The following is a 17,757-nucleotide window of genomic DNA, read 5'->3' as shown; positions in this document are numbered from 1 at the left end:
TTACTTTCTTATGGCTCGTTTTTATAGTGTGATTTTAACGAGTGTAAAGCTTTGTAAATAAACTTTTGACGAAATTGAATTATTGTAGAATAGGCGGTCTTTGCAGGGCATGAACCATTGAGTCGTGCCATGATGAAAGCCTGCAGTTATAAAAATTAAGGAGCACCTAATCAATAGTTTAAGATCTAACCTGCCTAAGTTGGCTGTATTGGTACTTATCCTATTGTTGGAGGCCTGTGCCCGTTCTGGTATATCCATAAAAGGCATCCCTCCCGAGTTACCTGCTCAATGGCGCACTGAGTTAAAGGTTGGGCCAGTTGAGTCTGACTGGCTGGCGCAGCTGGGCGGTGAAACCTTAGCGCAACTGGTGGCTGAGGCCTTCGCAAATAATTTTATGTTGGCACGACAGGCCGCTGAACTGAATGCCGCAAAACAGCAGGTCGTGATTGCGGGAGCGTCGCTCTATCCTGAGCTTGATTTGGGTTTAAGCCAGAGTCGTAATCGACTGATAACGGCGAACACTAGCGATCACAGCAGCCATGCAAATATTGAGTTGGCGTTAACCTGGGAACTTGATTTGTGGGGCCAGTTAAGTGATACGAAACGCCAGGCGGTATTAGCTCTGAAAGCGCGTGAGGCCTCTTTTGAACAGGCCAAGTTGCAACTGGCCAGTGATGTCAGCGCTGCTTGGTATGATGTGCTGGAGGCCAGACAGCTTATCGAACTGTTTGAAGAGCGCCTAGCGAATTTGGAACGAAACTTGGAGATTATCGAATTTAGTTATCGCCAGGGCATTACAGAGGCCTTAGATGTCTATTTAGCACGTAATGAAGTTGAACAGGAACGGGCGCGTTTGGCTCAGCAGCGTCAAAGTCAGTTAGAGGCCGTGAGCAAATTGCAACGTCTGCTTGGGCGCTACCCGAATGGAACGATGACGCTCTCGACATCACTCCCTTTTATCGCAGAACCGATCAGTGCGGGCGTACCATCAGAGTTGTTGAAAAATCGCCCCAGTGTTCAGGCGGCATGGCTTGAACTTATGGCTGCCGACGCGCAATTGGCAGTAGCGCATAAAGCACGCTTCCCTTCGTTACGTTTGACTGGCACTGTGGGCGATGCAGGGGGAACACTGAATAAACTCTTTGATGGTGGACCGCTAGCCTGGTCGCTATTAGGTGGTGTTACTCAGCCATTATTTGCTGGTGGGCGCTTAGCGGCCAGAGAAAAGCAGGCACAGGCGGAATTAAAGCAACAGGAACAACAATATCTTGATCACATTTTTACCGCTTTCCGGGAAGTGGAAAATTCATTGTATAAACAACAAACCCTCGGTCAGCGCTACCAAAGCTTTCTAAAGGCACAGGAAAATGCGTTAGCTGCACAGAGATTGGCGTTTGAACAGTATCAGCGCGGTTTGATTCCCTATACCAGTGTTCTGGAGGCGCAGCGGCGGGCTTTTGATGCTCAGACCACGGTATTGGGTTTACGTAATCAACTCTTACAAAATCGCATAGCCCTTAATTTGGCACTTGGCGGCAGTATTGCTTCCAGTACTGAGTGATAACGGAAGATAAAAATGGTCGTTACTAAAAAAGCAATAATTCCTCTCATTGTGTTGGCTGTGTTTATTATTGTGGCGTTGTTAATTTTTAATAATCCACCGGAAGCGAAACGCTCTCATTTACCTTCCAAACCTCAGTTAACGGTAGAGACTTTGGCGCTGAAGCAAGCACCCTATCAGGTTCGGTTGCAGAGTTACGGGACGGTGCGTCCGCGCATTGAAAGCCAGTTGGTGGCACAGGTTAGCGGTCAAATTGTTGAGGTCAGTCCACAGTTTCGCAACGGTGGTTTTTTTGAGCGTGGCGACCAATTGGTGAGGATTGATAGCCGTGATTATGAGGCTGAAGTCAATATTGCCAAGGCCGCGTTAATTAGCGCCGAGCAGTTGCTGGCGGAAGAGCAGGCGCGTTCGGAACAGGCGTTGGAGGATTGGCGACGCTTAGGTAACACGACGCAAGCATCAGATCTGGTGCTGCGCAAACCGCAGCTACAAGCGGCGCAAGCACAAGTGATTTCGGCACAATCGGCATTAGACAAGGTACAGCTCAATTTAGAGCGCACTCGTATCCTGGCGCCCTTTGCCGGGCGGATTTTGAATAAGCAGGTTGATGTGGGTGAGGTGGTCTCTAACAATATGCCGCTGGCCTCGATTTATGCGACTGATTATGTGGAAATACGGCTGCCGTTAAAAAACCGTGATTTGGATTACATTCGCTTGCCGGAAAGTTATCGCTTTAATGCCACCCAAAACAATGAGCCAGTCGCGGTAACTATTTATTCAGACTTAGTGGGCGACCAAATTTGGCAGGGAAAAATAGTGCGTACTGAAGGGGCGATCGATGGCACCAGTCGGCAGTTGCACGTAGTAGCGCAAATTGATGACCCCTATGGTGCTCAGGCAACCGGCAAACAGCCACTAAAAATTGGTGAATATGTGACGGCGCAGATTCAAGGGATACGACTGGAGAATGCTTTGGTCATTCCCAACAGTAGCATTTACCAAGGCAGTTATGTTTATTTAGTGGAACAGGGAAGGTTGTTGCGTCGCAATATAGAAATTGCCTGGCAAAATGACCATGAAGCTATTATTCAACAAGGGCTTATCACAGGAGACCAGCTTGTATTAACACCGCTAGGACAAGTCGCGTCTGGTATTCCGGTAAAAGTGTTAAATCCATCCGTGTCCAACGTTGCTCAGCCTTTAGCGCTGGTTCCTGAAAAGGGCAAAACTCCATGATCAGCTGGTTTGCACGCAACCATGTAGCGGCAAATCTGTTAATGGTCAGTATTTTCGTGGCTGGTTTATTGTCTTTGAACAGTAAAATTCCTTTGGAAGTATTTCCTTCCATCGAATCCGATTTGATACGCATTGCCGTTTCCTTAAGAGGGGCAACACCGGAAGATGTTGAGCAGGGCGTGAGTATCCGTATCGAAGAAGCGGTGCAGGACTTAGAAGGAATTGAGCGTTTGACCAGCCGTTCAATGGAAGGTACTGCTCTGGTGACGGTGGAAGTAGAACCGGGGTATGACCCTAGAGAAATTCTGGCCGATGTAAAAAGTCGCGTTGATGCGATCAGTACCTTACCGAGCGAAGCGGAAAATCCGGTGATTAGTCTATCGCAGCACAAATTCGGGGTGATCACGGTAGCGGTGGCGGGTAATTTGAGTGAGCGGGAAATTCGAGAAATCGGTGAGCAAACGCGTGATGACTTGCTGCGGCTGCCGCAGATTACCCAGGCGGAATTAAGCGCAGTCCGTGATTATGAAATCAATATCACTATCCCGCAGGATCGTCTGCGCAATTATCAGCTCACCCTGGAGGCTGTATCTGCCGCAATTCAGAACCACTCCTTAGACTTTTCCGCAGGTAACGTGCGCTCCGAGGGTGGTGATGTATTGATCCGCTCCAAAGGCCAAGCCTATCAGCGCGATGAGTTTGAAGCCATCGTGGTCAAGACCAACGCTGATGGCAGTATATTGCGCTTGGGTGATATCGCCGATGTTCGCGATGGCTTTACTGAGGATGCCCTAAAAACACGTTTTAATGGTAAGCCAGCCGCCCTGATAGATGTCTATCGTATCGGTAATCAAAGTGCGCTGGACGTGGCAGAGGCGGTGCGACAGTATATCGATCAACGTCAAAGCACATTGCCGCAGGGCTTGGAGTTAAGCTATTGGGATGATGACTCGGTTGTGGTTAAGAATCGACTGGGTACATTGATCCGAAATGCAGTTCAGGGCGGTATTTTAGTGCTTGCGTTATTGACGCTTTTCCTGCGACCTTCAATCGCGTTTTGGGTGTTTCTTGGTATTCCCATCAGTTTTATGGGCGCCTTCATTTTTATGCCCCTACTAGGTGTTTCGCTTAATATTCTCAGTCTGTTTGGTTTCATTCTGGTGCTCGGTATAGTTGTCGATGATGCGATTGTTACGGGAGAAAATGTCTATACCCATCTACGCACTTCGGAGACGGGACTAGAGGCGGCGATTCGAGGTACGCAAGAAGTTGCTATCCCGGTGACCTTTGGTGTGTTGACCACCATTGTAGCCTTTATGCCATTTACCTTTGTGGAAGGGCGACGCGGCGTTCTTTTTGCCCAGCTGGCGCTGGTCGTGATCCCGGTACTGTTGTTTTCGCTGATTGAGTCCAAATTTATTCTGCCAGCGCACCTCAAGCATATTCGGTTGAAAAATGGCAAGGAGGGACCGACCAAACGTTTGAGTCAATGGCAGCAGCGTTTTGCTGACGGGTTTGAACAGGTCATCATTCGTTACTATCGTCCGCTGTTAGCTCGCTGTGTCGAGCATCGCTATCAAACGCTGGCATGGTTTGTCGGCGTGTTAATTCTCATTCTCGCCATTATTATGAGTGGCTGGACGCGCTTTGTGTTTTTCTCCAGTGTTGAAAGTGAAACGGCAACGGCAACCCTCACCTTTCCGGCGGGTACGCCGTTAGAAGTGACTGATCGTTACGTTGTACATATGGCTGACGCCGCCAGACAATTGCAGGAAAAGTATGAGGATCCTTTGCTCGGTAAGCCCTTAATCACCAATATTTTGGCGATTTCCGGTGCGGCGGGTGGCGGCTCTAGCGGTCCTCATTTAGGACAGGTGCGTTTCGAAACTATTGCTGCGGAAGCACGGTCATCTGCGGTAACTACCGGTGACCTGGTACGAGAATGGCGTGACCTTATCGGGGCAGTGCCAGGTGCAGAATCCTTGCTGTTTCGCGCTGAGTTTGGCCGTCCGCATGATCCCATTGACATTCAGTTCAGCGGTACCTCACTGGCGACATTGGGTGAAATTGCCGACAAGGTAAAAGCACGTCTTGCTACCTACCCAGCGGTGTTTGATATCGCCGATAGTTTGTCGGATGGCAAGGAAGAATTACAAGTAGAGTTGACCGAGCAAGGACATGCATTGGGCTTAACCCGACGAGATGTGATTGTCCAAGTGGGGCGCGCCTTCAAAGGCTTTGAGGCGCAGAGGATTCAGCGTGGTCGTGATGATATAAGAGTGTTGGTGCGCTTCCCGATAAACGAAAGAGAGTCGGTCGCCAACCTAGAGAATATGTTAATCAGTTTGCCAAGTGGTGGGCAGGCTCCGTTGTTACATGTAGCGACCTTGGTGCCAGGCCGCGGGCCAGCGGCGATTAATCGTATCGACCAATACCGTACGGCTAGTGTCACGGCTGATATTAATAAAGAAGTGACTAACATGACGGTATTGCAGGCGGACCTGAAGGTCTTTCTTGATGAGTTGTTACTGCAATATCCTGGCATTACTTACTCACTTGAAGGTGAGGCCAGAGAGCAGCAGGAGTCCTTGACCAGTATTTTGATCGGAGCGCTGGTCGCTTTGTTTGTGATTTATTGTTTACTGGCGATACCCTTTAAGTCTTATTCTCAGCCCTTTATTGTGATGTCGGTGATTCCTTTTGGCTCTGTGGGTGCTGTGATGGGGCATTGGCTGATGGGTGTTGACCTTTCTATTATGAGCGTGCTGGGGATTATGGCGCTGATAGGCGTGGTAGTGAATGATAGCCTGGTGTTGGTAGATTTTATAAATAAACGCAGACAAAGTGCAGCGGTGACGGGTGCGCAAAATAGGAGTGAGTTGATCAATAATGCCATTCTCAGTGCGGGAGTATCCCGGTTTCGTCCCATTATGCTGACATCGTTAACCACTTTTTTTGGTCTGTTACCACTGCTGTTTGAACGTTCAACACAGGCAAAATTTTTAATGCCGATGGCTATTTCGGTGGGATTCGGTGTGATTTTTGCCACCTTTATTACGTTGATTCTGGTGCCTGTGAACTACCGTATTATGGAGGATATCAAGTCGTTAATTGGTGTCTTTAAAACATGGGTAAAAACCAAGAGCCGAATGCAACGGCCTCATTCGAGCTAGAACATTCCTCTTAGAACCTGTATATCGCTAGAGCAGCATATAGGTGCTGGTAATATGCGCGATGGGTTTGTCCGGTCGTTCCGTGTAAAGGTTCACTTCTCCGTAAACGATGCTACGTCCTTGTTTAATAATTTTAGCGTGGGCAATGAGGTCTGCATCTGCTGCGGGGCGTAGGAAAGAAGAAGATTGCGATACGGTGGTCATAGGCACATAGGCATCTACCGCCGAACAAACCGCAAAGACCATGGCGGTGTCCGCTAATGCCATGATGGCTTGTCCGCACACAGTACCACCGATCCGGTTAAGCTGCTCTGCTGCGGGCACTCTGAGGATTGCCTGCCCTTCGGCGACCTTGTCGAAGTGAATGTCCAATTCTTGAACCCACGGCGCAAACCCTTCTTTGAGTAGCTGTTGGGCTGCGATGATATCAAAGCCTGTCGTTTTCATCGGGTACCTTCTTATTGTTAATTAAAGTGTCATCTAAAGTTGAGTTGCAAGTCGCGTACCTTGGTTGATTGCGCGTTTGGCATCAAGCTCTGTTGCTTGATCTGCGCCACCAATGAGGTGATAGGGTTTATTTAGTCCATCCACCAATTCACGCAAAGATTCCTGCCCGGAACAAATGATGACATTATCTACCGCCAGCACGCTGGGTTCGCCATTAATCGTTAGGTGCAGGCCCTCATCATCAATACGCTGATAATCGCAGCCGGAGAGCATCTTCACACCCTTATGTTTGAGTTCGGTACGATGAATCCAGCCAGTGCTCTTGCCTAGGCCTTCACCTACTTTCGAGGTTTTGCGTTGTAGCAAGTAGATTTCACGCGGTGAAGGTGTGGCTTTGGGTTTAACACCCTCGACTCCCGCACGGGTGGAGAAGGTCATATCCACACCCCATTTAGCCATAAAAGCAGGTATATTCAGGCTGGTATCTTCTGAGCCATCTACTAGGTACTCGCAGAGGTCAAAACCAATACCGCCTGCTCCTATCACAGCAACTTTTTTGCTGACGGGTTTGCCTAGTTTCAACACATCCAAATAGCTCAAAACTTTTGGGTGATTGATTCCCTCGATTTTTGGAATGCGTGGCACAATGCCTGAGGCGATAACCACTTCGTCCCAGTCTGCAGCGTTTAAATCATTGACGTTAATTCGCGTATTGAGTTGAAGGTTAACTCCCGATAGCTCAATTTGGCGCTGGTAATAGCGCAGCGTTTCATAAAATTCGTTCTTTCCGGGGACTCGTTTTGCGATATTGAATTGCCCACCAATTTCGTTCTCAGCATCATAGAGAGTGACCTGATGTCCTCTTTGCGCTGCCGTCACCGCAAAAGAGAGCCCAGCAGGCCCAGCGCCGACAACCGCTATTTTTTTGCTGGTGAACGCTGGGGTAATGACGAGGTCTGTTTCATGACAAGCGCGTGGATTGACCAGACAAGTGGCGATTTTTTCATTAAAGATATGATCGAGACAGGCTTGGTTGCAACCGATACAGGTGTTAATTTCATCGCTTTTTCCGGCAGCCGCTTTATTGACAAAATCGGGATCGGCTAAAAACGGGCGCGCCATGGACACCATGTCAGCATCGCCACGCGCTAATACCGCTTCGGCAACATCTGGTGTATTAATACGATTTGAAGTAATCACCGGAACGGGCAGGGCGCTCCTAAATTTTGCTGTGACCCAGGTGTAGGCCGCCCGCGGCACCTTGGCAGCAATAGTGGGAATCCGCGCTTCGTGCCAACCGATACCGGTATTGATGATGGATGCTCCGGCTGCGGCAACCGCTTGTCCTAGTAGCACGGTTTCCTCATAGCTACTGCCACCCTCAACCAGATCAAGCATCGACAGTCGGTAAATAATGATAAAGTTGGTGCTGACGCGTTCTCGAATGCGTTTAACAATGGTGAGCGGTAAGCGAATACGGTTTTCGAAGCTGCCCCCCCATTCATCTTGGCGGTGATTGGTACGGGCCGCGATAAACTGATTTAGTAAGTAACCTTCTGACCCCATCACCTCAACACCGTCATAACCGGCTTTTTGCGCCATTTCGGCGGCAGTGACGAAGTCCTGAATTTGTTGTTCGATTTCTTTGGCGCTCAGCTCGTGTGGAATGAAGACATTGATCGGCGCCTGAATAGGTGAGGGGGCCACTAGATTTTTTGAGTAAGCGTAACGACCAGTGTGCAGTATTTGCATACATATTTTACCGTCCGCTTCGTGCACCGCATCGGTAATGACACGATGGTCAGCGATATCGGCTTCTGTTTGCATGTGCTTCGCTTTGGGGTGAATCGCTCCATTTTTATTGGGGCCAAAACCGCCTGTGACAATCAACCCAGCACCACCACGCGCGCGTTCAGCAAAAAAAGTTGCCATGCGTATATGCCCATCCGGTAACTCTTCCAGGCCAGTATGCATGGAACCCATCAGGACACGATTTTTTAATTGAGTAAAGCCGAGATCGAGCGGCGCTAGCAGGTTGGGGTATTGGGGTGCCGACATTTGTTCTCCAAAAGTAAAAAAGGAAGCGGTCGAAATAGTCTGGTCGTTATGCTGTGCTGATTAACCAGAAATTTCTGGCAGAACTAGTCGTCTTTGTTGCTTTTGCCTGTGGCCGCTTTTGCCGCCATCGACATGAACTGCTGAAACTGTTCGATACCCTGAATTCCCAGTGGCAGGTAGCGCTTTAGTAATAATTCTGGATCGCTCATTTCCTCAATGCCCTGGTCTATTTTTTCTTGAATTTTTTTCATTGTCGCTTTTTGCATAGGCTCTATGTCTGGCAAACCCAGCATTTCACGGGCTTCCTTGGGTGAGAGGTCAATATCGATATTGATTTTCATTTTCATGCGGGCTCTCCTCGTGGTTAGCGAAGTCTATAGGGTTGTTGGATCGATCAATTTGGCTGCTGCCTCGCATTTATAGCTTGGCGTTAATCCGCAGTATAAATAGGGTGAGGGGCATTTCAAGCGATATGAATTAATTTGGCTGGTAATCCAGCCAAATCGGTGTGACCAATTGGCTTAGCGGCGTCTGAAAAGGGGTTGTGGTTGATCAACGGCGGCCTGGTAAGAATGGCTGATTGAGGTCAGGCTATTTAAAGCGGGCTCAATTTCTTTGCCCTCCTTTAACGAAAAGCTATCAAAGCCGCAGCGACGCATATAAAACAATTGATCCTGCGTGACATCGCCGATGGCGCGAATTTCTCCTTGAAAACCATAGCGTTCTCTAAGCAGGCGCGCGTAGGAGTATCCTCTGCCATCAGTAAAAATAGGGAAATTAATGGCAATTAATGGGAGTTTTTGCAGCCTGTCTGCAATCCATTCCGGCTCTTCGTCGCTGTTAATCCAGATCCCCACTTTGCCTGAATGTTGTTCGAGAAGCTCGGCTTGATTTTGCCAAAGTTTCAGTGGGACGATAATGTCACCGCTGTTAGGAAGTTGGTATTCACCTGACTCTGACGGGTTTATTAACTGCCAGCTATTTTGCTGAATTGCGCCATCTTTGATGATGCTCTGTTTTGTCATATCACTAAGCATTGTTGTAAACCTGTTGCTTAAAAGGATCAAGCCCGATGCGACGATAGGTATCAATAAAACACTCTTCTTCAACACGGTTTTCAATATAGACATCGACTATCTTTTCAATCACATCTGCAACGACATCTTCGCTGAATGATGGACCTAAGATACTGCCGAGAGAGGCGTCTATACCAGAGGAGCCGCCCAACGAGATTTGATAAAATTCAGCCCCCTTTTTATCGACGCCGAGAATGCCGATATTGCCCACATGGTGGTGGCCACAGGCATTCATGCAACCGGAAATATTGAGGTCAAGATCGCCGATGTCGTAAAGATAATCAAGATCGTTAAAGCGTTCCTGAATTTGCTGGGCAATCGGGATGGATTTAGCATTTGCCAAGGCACAAAAATCACCGCCAGGACAGCATATCATGTCAGTTAACAACCCCAAATTAGGTGTCGCGAAGCCATATCGTTTGGCGTCCTGCCAGAGATCATAAAGGTCAGATTGCTTTACATCAGCCAAAACGATGTTTTGCTCATGGCTGACGCGTAATTCACCAAAGCTATAGCGTTCGGCGAGATCGGCCATAGTGTCCATTTGCTCATGAGTGGCGTCACCCGGGGCAATGCCAGTTTTTTTAAGGCTCAGCGTGACAGCGGCATAGCCCGGTTTTTTATGGGGATAAACGTTACGCTTAGCCCAGTTGGCAAAAAACTTATTTTCAGATTTATGGGCTTCAAAAGAGGCATCATTTTCGGGTAGTGTTTCGTAATCAGGCTCCGTAAAGAACGATTTTAAACGTTCAATTTCGGCCACGGTGACGGTACTTGGGCTGTCTTTAATTTGCGCCCACTCTTGCTCAACCATTGCCGTAAACTTTTCAGGTGTCAGCGCGCGCACCAGAATTTTAATACGTGCCTTGTGTTTGTTATCGCGTCGGCCGTAGCGGTTATACACCCGCAGAATCGCTTCCAGGTAGGTCAGTAAATGCTCTTTCGGTAAGAAGTCGCGTACCTGGCTAGCGATTACCGGTGTGCGGCCTAAGCCGCCGCCGACAAACACTTTAAAGCCGTTTTCATCGGCTTGATTAGTGACGATATGAAGTCCGATATCGTGCACCATTGTCGCTGCACGATCAGCACTTGGAACCGCATTGACCGCAATCTTAAACTTGCGCGGGAGATAAGCGAACTCCGGGTGGAAGGTTGACCATTGACGAATCAGTTCGCAATAGGGGCGAGGATCTTCGATTTCATCCCGGGCAACACCGGCAAATTGGTCAGTCGTGGTATTTCGAATGCAATTACCGCTGGTCTGAATCGAATGCATCTGCACGCTTGCCAGATCCGCCAAAATATCGGGTACCTGTTCGAGCTTAGGCCAGTGCAGTTGCATATTTTGACGCGTACTGAAATGGCCATAGCCTTTATCGTAAGTCCGGGCGACGTGCGCTAACATGCGCATCTGCTTTGCTGACAACATGCCATAGGGGACAGCGATACGCAGCATCGGCGCATGTCGTTGAATATAAAGCCCATTTTGCAGGCGTAGCGGGAGAAATTCATCACCGCTTATTTTGCCAGCCAAAAACCGTTGCATTTGGTCTCGAAACTGGGCGACGCGATCATTCAGTATTTGTTGATCGCATTCATCGTAAACATACATGACTTAACAAAATTCCTATGGTCAGAAGTAAATTACTCGCTGGGAGGGCATCATACTTGGTTCCAGTTGTTCTATAAAACATCAAATTCTTATATCTTTAGAACCAGTTTGTAGCGATAGCGGAAGAATGAACAGGTCTTGTTGAGATTCCGGTTTAGCCTTGCTTAGCCGCCAGTTGAGCTCAATACAAATCGCACAATAATCACTAAAGTAAAGATAAAGACCAGGGTAAACACAATGCCAGCGGCAATATAGGTACCTGGTTTGGCTTTGGTGAAATCACGTTCGCGATTTTTATGGCTTTGTACGCCAATGGCGGCGGCTAAGACACTGGAAATAACCTGCCATAATGTTAATTTATCTGGATCTTTATTTACGCTCATTTGCATTCGCCTGTTCTGGTTTTAGGTTTAGCTTTCATCAGCTCAGTTTTCATAAACAAGGTTGGCAGCAAGCCACCGTTCCAGTTGTTCTACGTCCATATTCTTGCGAGCGGCTAAGTCCGCAACCTGGTCGCGGTCAATTTTGCCGACACCAAAGTAATTTGATTCTGGGTGTGAAAAGTACCAGCCACTGACCGATGCCGCAGGCGACATGGCGAAGCTTTCGGTAAGAGACACCCCAGTGTGTTGTTCTGCAGACAACAAATTAAAAAGTGTAGCTTTTTCGGTATGATCAGGGCAGGCGGGATAGCCTGGTGCTGGCCGGATACCTTGGTAACTCTCTTTGATCAGTTGGTCATTTGTTAAGTTTTCGTTGCCGCCATAGCCCCAAAATTCCTTGCGCACCCGTTCATGCATTCTTTCGGCAAAGGCTTCCGCCAGACGATCGGCAAGGGCTTTAACCATGATGGCATTATAGTCATCATGGGCTGCTTCAAATTGTGCAACAAGCTCTGGTACTCCGATGCCAGTGGTGACCACAAAACCTCCGATAAAATCGGAAATACCTGTTTCCTTGGGTGCGATTAAATCGGCCAGGGAATAGTTGGGGTTATCGTTGGGTTTGTCTGTTTGCTGGCGCAAATGGTGGAGTTTTATGGCGGTCTGTTGGCGTGATTCATCCTGATAAACTTCGATGTCATCCTTATTCACACGGTTGGCAGGCCATAAACCGATCACCGCTTTGGCTTGAATGAGTTTTTCATCAATCATGCGCCGGAGTAATTGCTGTGCGTCGTCAAACAAAACTTTAGCTTGTTCGCCAATCTTCTCATCCTTAAAGATCTTGGGATATTTTCCACCTAGCTCCCAGGTAATAAAGAATGGTGTCCAATCAATATAATCGATCAGCTCGGTTAAAGGATAATCATCGAATACCTTGATACCTAAGAAGTTTGGCCGTGGTGGTTGATAGCTTGCCCAGTCGGTCTTTAGCGAATTCTCACAGGCGGCTTGATAGCTGAGTAGCTTGGTTTTAGGACGACGATTTTGGTTGCGTTCACGCACCTCTGCGTACTCTTTGCGACGGGCTTGTACAAACTCAGGTTTTTGCTCCTGATTGAGTAGCAGGGAGGCGATACCTACGCTACGTGAGGCATCCGCTACATAGACAGTCGCATCATTTTGATACTGGGGTTCAATTTTAACAGCGGTATGCGCTTTTGACGTGGTCGCGCCACCGATCATCAGTGGTATATCAAACGCCAGTCGTTGCATTTCTTTTGTCACATGGACCATCTCATCCAAGGATGGTGTAATCAGTCCGCTCAGCCCAATAATGTCTACCTGTTCCTCGCGTGCTGTTTTCAGTATTTTCTCGCAGGGCACCATCACACCAAGATCAATCACCTCATAGTTGTTGCACTGCAATACGACGCCGACAATATTTTTGCCGATATCGTGGACGTCGCCCTTTACGGTGGCCATTAAAATTTTACCCTTGCGCCGCACTGATGAGGTGTCTTTTTCTGCCTCGATAAAAGGTAACAGATAGGCGACTGACTGTTTCATCACGCGTGCGCTTTTCACCACCTGAGGTAGAAACATTTTGCCGGAGCCGAACAAATCGCCGACTACATTCATACCATCCATGAGCGGACCTTCAATGACCTTGATGGGCTTATCCGCTTGTAGGCGCGCCTCTTCAGTATCTTCATTGATGTAGCTGGTTATGCCTTTGATCAGAGCATGCTCGAGACGTTTGTTTACCGGCCATTCCCGCCATTCCTCGGTCTGTACTTCCTTGATGCTGCCATCATCGCGGAAATCGTCAGCAATTTTCAGTAAATTTTCGGTGGCATCGGGTGAGCGGTTCAGCACCACATCTTCCACACATTTTTTTAATTCCTTAGGGAGATCGTCGTAAACTGCTAATTGACCAGCGTTGACGATTCCCATACTCAGACCGGCTTGAATCGCGTGGTATAGAAATACTGAGTGAATGGCCTCGCGCACCGGATTATTACCACGGAAGGAGAAAGAGACGTTGCTGACGCCGCCGGATACGGACGCATAGGGTAAGTTTTGCTTGATCCAGCGGGTTGCTTCAATAAAGTCGACAGCATAGTTATTGTGTTCTTCGATACCTGTGGCGATGGCAAAAATATTGGGATCGAAAATAATATCTTGTGGTGCGAACCCAACCTGATTAACCAGTATCTCGTAGGATTTTTTACAAATATCTATTTTTCGCTGTGCTGTGTCCGCCTGACCTTGTTCGTCGAAGGCCATGACAATCACCGCTGCACCATAGTGCAAACATTTGCGCGCTTGTTCAATAAAGGCTTGTTCGCCCTCTTTCATGCTAATGGAGTTCACTACAGCCTTGCCCTGGATGCATTTCAATCCGGCTTCAATGACTTCCCATTTGGATGAGTCCACCATAATGGGGACTTTTGAGATATCTGGTTCGGCTGCAACCAGGTGGAGAAATTTAACCATGGCCTGTTTGGAGTCAAGCATGCCCTCATCCATGTTGATGTCGATAATTTGGGCACCATTTTCAACCTGTTCTCGCGCAACATCCAAGGCGGTATCGTAGTCTTCCTCTAGGATTAGGCGTTTAAATTTGGCTGAGCCGGTGATATTGGTGCGCTCGCCGACATTAATGAATAGCGAGGATTTATCAAAATTAAAGGCTTCCAGGCCGCTTAGACGGCAGGCAACAGGTAATTTAGGAATTTTTCGTGGTGTCTTTCCATCTAATGCTATTGCAATTGCGCGAATGTGCGCTGGTGTTGTACCGCAACAACCACCGACAATATTTAAAAAACCTGATTGTGCAAACTCTAGAATGATAGCGGCCATTTCCTGATCGGTTTGGTCATACTCGCCAAATTCATTTGGTAGGCCGGCATTTGGGTGAGCACTGACGTAGGTGTCTGCTTTATTGGCGAGTTCTTCCAAGTATGGACGCAAATCTTCTGCACCTAAGGCGCAGTTTAAGCCAATTGAGAGTGGCTTTGCATGCACCACGGAATTCCAAAAGGCTTCGGTAGTCTGCCCTGAGAGGGTACGACCGCTGGCGTCAGTGATAGTACCGGAAATCATGATTGGTAATCTAAAACCTTGCTCGTCAAAGTATTGCTGTACTGCATAAATAGCTGCTTTTGCGTTAAGCGTATCAAACACTGTTTCGATTAGAATAATATCAACGCCACCCTCAACTAGAGCTGCAGTTGCTTCATGATAATTGGACGCTAACTCATCGAAAGAAACATTGCGGAACCCTGGATTATTAACATCTGGCGATAAAGTGGCGGTGCGATTGGTTGGCCCAAGAACACCAGCGACAAAACGCGGTTTGTTGGGTTGCTTTTGAGTGAACTCATCGGCGACGGAGCGAGCTAAGCGTGCTCCTTGCAAATTCAGTTCATAAACGGTCTCTTCCAGAGCATAATCGGCCTGTGCAATACGGCTAGAATTAAAGGTGTTGGTCTCCAGAATATCTGCACCCGCTTGTAGGTAAGCCCGGTGGATATCTTTAATTATCTGCGGCTGAGTAATAGAGAGTAGGTCGTTATTGCCTTTGAGTGAGTGACTAAAATCGTGAAAACGCTCGCCCGCATAATCGGCCTCTTCTAGGCTGTGACTTTGAATCATCGTGCCCATGCCACCATCAAGAATCAAAATACGATCCTTCAATGCGTTTTTTAGCAGTGTAATTCGATCGTTGTTGATAGGCATGGAAGATCCTTTATATATAAATGGGTTTGGCAGAAATGATGTTATCAAATCTAAAAGGGCGCTGTTGAATAATATAGATAGAGCATAGCTTTCATTTTTAACTAGGAAGACTTTATAGCATTAGAGGAGAGGTTAATCAAACCTATATCAAAATATTTTGATATAGGTTTGATTGTGATGATAAGGAAGTTATGCTGGTTAAAAGCAAATGAAAGCGATTCGATCTCTCGATCCCGATGCCAAGGTTCGATAGAATCGCGACCTTCAAACTGAATTCTAAACAGAGCAATTATTACAAAAGGTCATTGGATAAATTATGGAAAAGATTTTTGAACGCACTATGTATGCAAGTCGGTGGTTGTTAGCGCCGATATATCTGGGTCTTAGTTTTGCCTTATTGGCTTTAGGTATTAAGTTTTTTACTGAATTGGTGCATGTGCTACCTAATATTTTTGTGGTATCCGAAATGGAACTGATTCTTCTGGTGCTCTCCTTAGTTGATATTTCTCTGGTAGGGGGTCTGCTTGTGATGGTTATGTTTTCGGGTTATGAAAACTTTGTCTCACAGCTGGACTTGGAAGATGGTGGTGAAAAGCTGAACTGGCTGGGGAAGCTGGATACCGCCAGCCTCAAGAATAAGGTGGCAGCTTCAATTGTGGCAATTTCTTCGATTCATCTGCTAAAGCTTTTCATGAATGCGGAGTCTATCGACAATGATAAATTGCTTTGGTATGTGGTGATCCATATCACCTTTGTTGTTTCTGCATTTGCCATGGGGCTGCTGGATAAAATTACCAGAGTGGAGCACTGATGCATGCGGCCAACGGCTGGGCAAGGATGTACGCTAACTATTTATTCGAGTCCAGCTATGGCGTACAATGAGATTGGTTATCATTTTGAGAGGCTGTGATGGACAAAATTATTGATATTACCCCAAGCGCCAAAGATTACTTGGTTGGTTTGTTGGCAAAACAGGAAACTGAGGGCATAGGCGTGCGGGTCTTTGTACAGCAGGCCGGCACACCACAGGCTGAGACTTGTTTGGCTTATTGTCGTCCTGGCGAAGAGCAAGAAGGAGATATTCAGCTTGATGATACGCCTTTCCCTGTCCGTATTCAGCAGAGCAGTATTCCTTTCCTGGAAGATGCCGTGATTGATTTTTCCGCCGACAGCATGGGTGGGCAATTGACCATTAAAGCACCAAACTCGAAACTGCCCAAGGTTAATGAAAACAGCACATTAGAAGAAAAGATTAATTATGTACTATGGACTGAAGTTAACCCAATGTTAGCGTCCCATGGTGGCGAAGTAAGTTTAATCGACGTGGTAGAAGATAATATTGCGATTTTGCAGTTCGGGGGCGGTTGTCAGGGCTGTAGCGCTGTAGATATGACGCTCAAGGATGGAGTTGAGAAAACATTGCTGGAGCAGATCCCTGAATTAAAAGGTGTTAGGGATATGACCGACCATACGGACCGCAGTCAGGCATTTTATTAAAAACTACTGAATTTTAGGAAATTTAATACTACAACCCACTAGTTGATGTGGGCTAGGTTTTATAGTTTGCCGGGAGGGTTTAAGCGTTCTGAACGAAGATAGCTTTGGCGATAAAAACCCTTGATTTTCTTTGACATATAGGGCCTCTGCCCCTATTATTGCGCGCCTATGTCGGTAGCACCCTTTCCCAAGACAGTTGAACCGCTAAAAATGTCGGAACAACGCATTGATTTGCAGGGCAAGATTGCGCTGAGTAAGTTGCATCGTTTACGGGATTTACTATTGGACGATGCAGGTGAAGTATCGGTTGTGCTGCAGTTTGGTAAAGATGAGCAGGGAATACGCACCATTGTGGGTTCATTGCAGGCTGAAGTGATTATGCAATGTCAGCGATGTTTGCAGCCGGTGACGGAAAAGATCGAGGCTGAAATTAAGTTAGGGGTAGTGTTTAACGAGGATGGCGTTAAGAATCTGCCGAGTTATTATGACCCCTTACTACTTAGTTCAGCGGAAGTGTCTTTATGGCAAATGGTCGAGGAAGAGCTGATTTTAAACTTGCCCATCGCCGCTAAGCACTCCTTGGGAGAATGCAGTATTGAATTGAGTTATGGCGATGAAGCGGCGCTTGACGCCCCGGCAACGCCAAATCCATTTCAGGTATTGGCGCAGTTAAAAGATAAGTAGTTATTTGGATGACTCTTATTATATAGGCAATATTTTTACGATTTGTTTTTAGTGGAGCAATAAAAATGGCAGTACAGCAGGATAAAAAGTCACGTTCGCGCCGAGGTATGCGCCGTTCGCATGATGCGCTAACTTCAGCTACTTTGTCAGTTGATGCGATGACGGGTGAAGTGCACCGTCGTCATCACGTTACCCCTGATGGCTTTTATCGTGGTCGTAAAGTAGTAGAAACCGACGAAGAATAGTTTAATAAGCCACAGGAAAATGTTTAACGACTTATTCAGTG

General features: G+C 47.3%; 14 protein-coding genes. 7 read left to right on the top strand and 7 right to left on the bottom strand.

Annotated features, from left to right (window positions below):
* Positions 1–199: 199 nt before the first annotated feature.
* From H6995_08275 to H6995_08265, 3 genes are read left to right on the top strand one after another with little or no spacing between them, the layout of a single operon-like run.
* Positions 200–1,561, top strand: a complete 1,362-nt coding sequence (locus tag H6995_08275; protein MCP5214990.1) for a TolC family protein — start codon at positions 200–202, stop codon at positions 1,559–1,561.
* Between the two features lie 15 nt (positions 1,562–1,576).
* Positions 1,577–2,797: an efflux RND transporter periplasmic adaptor subunit gene (locus tag H6995_08270; GenBank protein MCP5214989.1), complete on the top strand. Its 1,221-nt coding sequence runs from the start codon at positions 1,577–1,579 to the stop codon at positions 2,795–2,797.
* The gene (locus tag H6995_08265) at positions 2,794–5,970 is read left to right on the top strand and encodes an efflux RND transporter permease subunit (GenBank protein ID MCP5214988.1); all 3,177 of its coding nucleotides are present in this window, start codon (positions 2,794–2,796) and stop codon (positions 5,968–5,970) included. The genes H6995_08270 and H6995_08265 overlap by 4 nt, the downstream gene beginning before the upstream one ends.
* 27 nt (positions 5,971–5,997) lie before the next feature.
* On the opposite strand, the gene H6995_08260 is transcribed toward H6995_08265, so the two are convergent.
* From H6995_08260 to metH, 7 genes are all read right to left on the bottom strand, one after another.
* Positions 5,998–6,417: a PaaI family thioesterase gene (locus H6995_08260; protein ID MCP5214987.1), complete on the bottom strand. Its 420-nt coding sequence runs from the start codon at positions 6,415–6,417 to the stop codon at positions 5,998–6,000.
* A gap of 33 nt (positions 6,418–6,450) precedes the next feature.
* Positions 6,451–8,475, bottom strand: coding sequence for an NADPH-dependent 2,4-dienoyl-CoA reductase (locus tag H6995_08255; GenBank protein ID MCP5214986.1), 2,025 nt, complete (start codon positions 8,473–8,475; stop codon positions 6,451–6,453).
* An 83-nt stretch (positions 8,476–8,558) separates the two neighbouring features.
* Complete coding sequence (locus tag H6995_08250) at positions 8,559–8,816, bottom strand: hypothetical protein (protein MCP5214985.1); 258 nt, start codon at positions 8,814–8,816, stop codon at positions 8,559–8,561.
* Positions 8,817–8,996: 180 nt separating this feature from the next.
* Positions 8,997–9,500 carry a DUF934 domain-containing protein gene (locus H6995_08245; GenBank protein MCP5214984.1) on the bottom strand — a complete coding sequence of 168 codons (504 nt, stop codon included), beginning with the start codon at positions 9,498–9,500 and terminating at the stop codon, positions 8,997–8,999.
* A 4-nt stretch (positions 9,501–9,504) separates the two neighbouring features.
* A complete protein-coding gene (locus H6995_08240; GenBank protein ID MCP5214983.1) occupies positions 9,505–11,163 on the bottom strand; it encodes a nitrite/sulfite reductase in 1,659 nt (552 codons plus the stop codon).
* Between the two features lie 164 nt (positions 11,164–11,327).
* The gene (locus H6995_08235) at positions 11,328–11,552 is read right to left on the bottom strand and encodes a DUF2970 domain-containing protein (GenBank protein MCP5214982.1); all 225 of its coding nucleotides are present in this window, start codon (positions 11,550–11,552) and stop codon (positions 11,328–11,330) included.
* Between the two features lie 36 nt (positions 11,553–11,588).
* Positions 11,589–15,290 carry a methionine synthase gene (gene metH, locus H6995_08230; protein MCP5214981.1) on the bottom strand — a complete coding sequence of 1,234 codons (3,702 nt, stop codon included), beginning with the start codon at positions 15,288–15,290 and terminating at the stop codon, positions 11,589–11,591.
* Positions 15,291–15,606: 316 nt separating this feature from the next.
* On the opposite strand from metH, the gene H6995_08225 reads away from it, so the two are divergent.
* The 4 genes from H6995_08225 to rpmF all read left to right on the top strand — a co-directional run bounded on the left by H6995_08225 (position 15,607) and on the right by rpmF (position 17,716).
* Complete coding sequence (locus tag H6995_08225; protein ID MCP5214980.1) at positions 15,607–16,101, top strand: TIGR00645 family protein; 495 nt, start codon at positions 15,607–15,609, stop codon at positions 16,099–16,101.
* A 98-nt stretch (positions 16,102–16,199) separates the two neighbouring features.
* Complete coding sequence (nfuA, locus tag H6995_08220; protein MCP5214979.1) at positions 16,200–16,787, top strand: Fe-S biogenesis protein NfuA; 588 nt, start codon at positions 16,200–16,202, stop codon at positions 16,785–16,787.
* Between the two features lie 168 nt (positions 16,788–16,955).
* The gene (locus tag H6995_08215; protein ID MCP5214978.1) at positions 16,956–17,471 is read left to right on the top strand and encodes a DUF177 domain-containing protein; all 516 of its coding nucleotides are present in this window, start codon (positions 16,956–16,958) and stop codon (positions 17,469–17,471) included.
* Between the two features lie 65 nt (positions 17,472–17,536).
* Positions 17,537–17,716 (top strand): 50S ribosomal protein L32, encoded by a 180-nt coding sequence (gene rpmF / locus H6995_08210; GenBank protein MCP5214977.1) that lies wholly within the window; start codon positions 17,537–17,539, stop codon positions 17,714–17,716.
* The last annotated feature ends 41 nt before the right edge of the window (positions 17,717–17,757 follow it).

The sequence above is a fragment of the Pseudomonadales bacterium genome, assembly GCA_024234615.1.
GTDB lineage: Bacteria > Pseudomonadota > Gammaproteobacteria > Pseudomonadales > IMCC2047 > JAJFKB01.
Note: the sequence above shows the minus strand (reverse complement) of the source record. Positions and strands in the feature narration are given on the sequence as shown.